Source organism: Amycolatopsis sp. SID8362, assembly GCF_010550475.1.
Lineage (GTDB): Bacteria > Actinomycetota > Actinomycetes > Mycobacteriales > Pseudonocardiaceae > Amycolatopsis > Amycolatopsis eburnea.
Genome location: NZ_JAAGNB010000014.1, coordinates 1 through 3,002, shown reverse-complemented (window position 1 = coordinate 3,002; position 3,002 = coordinate 1). Strand labels below are relative to the sequence as shown.

At 72.8% G+C, this 3,002-nt stretch carries 2 protein-coding genes and 2 pseudogenes; all 4 read right to left on the bottom strand.

Annotated elements, in window-relative coordinates:
• Nucleotides 1-215: pseudogene (locus tag G3I65_RS01045) on the bottom strand (protein kinase); the annotation flags it as partial.
• A 55-nt stretch (nt 216-270) separates the two neighbouring features.
• A complete protein-coding gene (locus G3I65_RS01040; protein ID WP_191983908.1) occupies nt 271-1,245 on the bottom strand; it encodes a glutamate ABC transporter substrate-binding protein in 975 nt (324 codons plus the stop codon).
• Nucleotides 1,242-2,648: a hypothetical protein gene (locus tag G3I65_RS01035; RefSeq protein ID WP_160693876.1), complete on the bottom strand. Its 1,407-nt coding sequence runs from the start codon at nt 2,646-2,648 to the stop codon at nt 1,242-1,244. Before G3I65_RS01035 ends, G3I65_RS01040 begins: the two co-directional genes overlap by 4 nt.
• Before the next feature lie 94 nt (nt 2,649-2,742).
• A pseudogene (locus tag G3I65_RS01030) lies at nt 2,743-3,002 on the bottom strand (sensor histidine kinase); the annotation flags it as partial.

Here is a 3,002-nt window from a genome sequence, read left to right as displayed (position 1 = left end):
GGGATCGGCGCGCCCCGCGGCGGCGTCGGCGGGCGGCGCACGGGCGCGTGGAAGACGGTCTCCTCGCCGCGGGACGGCTCGCCGTCGTCGAGGCGGCCCGAAATCGACGGCTCCGGCGTCTCCCACCGCACCGGCGGTGGCGGCTGCCAGCTGCCGCCCGGCTGCTTTTCGTCGTCCGGCGCGGCGTGCCGAGGACGGCGCGGTTCCTCCGACACTGCTACCTCCCAGATCCCCGGCGACGTGCGGGAACCGATCCTAGTCGCGGCCCGCTCACTGGTACTGCGCCTGCGGCGGCGAGGCCGGCCCCAGCGACGACTCGACCCAGTGGCGGTAGCTGTTCTGCCAGGCGCCGCTGTTGCGGATGTTCTCGAGCACGGCGTTGACGAACTTGACCATGTCCTCGTTGTCCTTCGGCACGCCGATGCCGTAGTTCTCCTGCGTGAACTGGTCGCCGACGACCTGCAGCGTCGGGTCCTGCGCGGCCATCCCGGCGAGGATCGTGTCGTCGGTCGAGACCGCGTCGACCTGGCCCTGCTGGAGCATCACCAGGCAGTCCGACCAGTTGTCGACCGAGATCGCCTGCGGCTTGGCCGGGTCCGTCGCGATCTTCGCCAGCGACGTCGACTTCTTCGCCGCGCACACCTTCTTGCCGCTCAGGTCGGCCAGCTTGGTCGCCTTGGACTCCTTCGTCACCAGCAGCCGCTGCCCGGCGACGTAGTACACGGAGGAGAACTGGACGTCCTTCTTGCGCGCGCAGGTGATGCTGTAGGTCCGCACGACGATGTCGACCTGGTGCTGCATCAGGACGTCCTGGCGCTGCGACGACGTGATCGCCCGGAACTGGACGCGGCCTTCCGGCGCGCCGAAGATCGAGCGGGCGATCTCGTTGACGAGGTCGATGTCGAAGCCCTCGAGGTTGCCCGAGGTCGGGTTGCGGAAGCCGAACAGGTACGTGGTCTGGTCGACGCCGGCGATGAGCTTGCCGCGTTCCTTGATCTTCGCCATGGTCGAGCCGTCGGGGATCGACGTCCCCTTGTCCGGCTGCAGGCTGGCCAGCGGGTTGCAGCTGGTGTCGCCGCCACCGCCGGCGGCCGCGTCCGGGCCGCCCACGTGCGCGGGCTGGGGCCAGGCGGCGTTGCCGACCGGGGCCGGGTCGACCGGCTTCCCGGGGCTGCCGCAGGACGCCACCAGCAGCGCGACGACCGCCAGCACGCCCGCCCGGACCGTGTTCCCCCGCCTGCTCACCGGTACTCCCTCAGTCGCTCCCGGATCCCCATGGTGACACCCGCCGCGGCGACGACCGCGAGCACGGCCAGGCCGGGGGCCAGCAGCGTCAGCGCGCGGTCGCCGTTGTGGGTGTCGTCGAGGAATTCCTGCCTGCCGACGTCGATGGCCGCCTGGAGGCTGTCGTCGAGCCGCCGGAACGCCGGTGCCGAGCCGTCGGTCTTGTCCTCCAGCACGGCGAAGTCGACGGCTTCCTGGTACTGGCCGGCGTCGTCCTGCGCGCGGACTTCCTTGTGCGCCTTCAGCCAGTCGTTCGCGGCCTTCGCCGCGTCGGCGACCTTCGTGGCGCCTTCGCCGTCCTGGATGAGGCCACGGGCTTCGCCGAGCAGGCCGCCCTGGCCGTCCGGGCCGACCAGCTGGGCCGCGTTGGTGCCGAAGTCCTTTTCGTACGCGGCGCCGTCACCGCGCGCGACCAGCGTGAGCGTTTCGTCGGCGCGGGCCTGCAGCGCGGCGATCCGCGCGCGGACCAGTACGTCGACGCGGTGCGAGCCGTCGTCCTGGCCGCTGCCGACCAGGCTGCCCTGCACGATCAGCGCGACCGCGCCCCACAGCAGCGAGACCACGACGGCGGCCGTCGCGACGACGAGCCCGACGTTGAGCAGCCGGTTGGTGCGCTTGGTCAGGTAGACCTGCGCGGCGATCAGCGCGGCGAGCAGCGCGACCACCAGGATCGTGGCGAGCCACGGGAAGCCGGTGGCGCCGTCCTGCTCGTCGATCAGCCGCTCGGTGTCGACGCGGTAGAGGTCCTGCGCGGCGGGCAGGATCTTCGCCCGCATCAGCTCGGAGGCCTCGCGGAGGTAGGACGCGCCGACCGGGTAGCCGAGGCGGTTGTTCGCCCGCGCCGTCTCGACGAGCCCGGTGTAGACGGGCAGCGACTGGTTGAGGACGTCGACCGGGGCGACCGCGGCGGCGACGTCGGAAGCGTCGGAGGCGGCCTTCGCGAGCGCGGCGCCGGCTTCGGCGATGTCGCGCTCGTAGCGCTGGCGCAGCTCCGGCGGCTCGGTGCCGATGGAGAGGAACGCGCTCGCGGCGGTCGCGTCGGCGTCCGAGAGCGAGCGGTAGACCTGCTGCGCGGCGGCGGCGAGGGGCTCGCGGTGGTCGATGACGCCGGTGATGGTGTCGTCGCGGTTCTGCACCGACAGTGTCGCGACCAGGCCGGCGAGGAGGGACAGGAGCACCAGGCCGACGGCGATGACGGTGAGCCGGCCGGGGGTCGTCGCGGCGGACCGGACGACCGCGCGGACGCCCTGTCCGGGCAGGTCCAGCAGCCCCAGCAGGCCGCTGCGACCCCCGCTTTCCGGTGGCGGCGGCGGGGGTCCCGGCGCGGGCGCCGTCGGACCCGGGGCCGTCGCAGTGCTGGTCATCCCCGATTCCTCCCCAAAAGCGGTACCCGCAGAAGGTAGCCGGTCCGCCGTCCTCGCGGGCACCGGCACCGCCCGCTGTCATCAGCACGTGATCTCACGCCCGCACCTCGGCCAGGACGCGCCACTGACCGCCGCCGGGACCGGCGTCCAGGGTGCCACCGGCCAGCGCCAGCCGCTCCCGCATCCCGGCCAACCCGAAACCTTCACCTGTTCGAGTGACACCGAGGGTGTTGCGGACGTCGAGCCGGACGATCTCGGGCGCGTAGCTCAGCCGTACCTCGACGTCCTCCCCCGGCGCGTGCTTGCCCGCGTTCGTCAGCGCCTCCCGCGCGGTGCCGGCGAGCGCGACGACCA

Excerpts from the sequence above, each read along its gene's own strand:
- G3I65_RS01035 (WP_160693876.1), bottom strand. The coding sequence starts at position 2,648 with ATGACCAGCACTGCGACGGCCCCGGGTCCGACGGCGCCCGCGCCGGGA.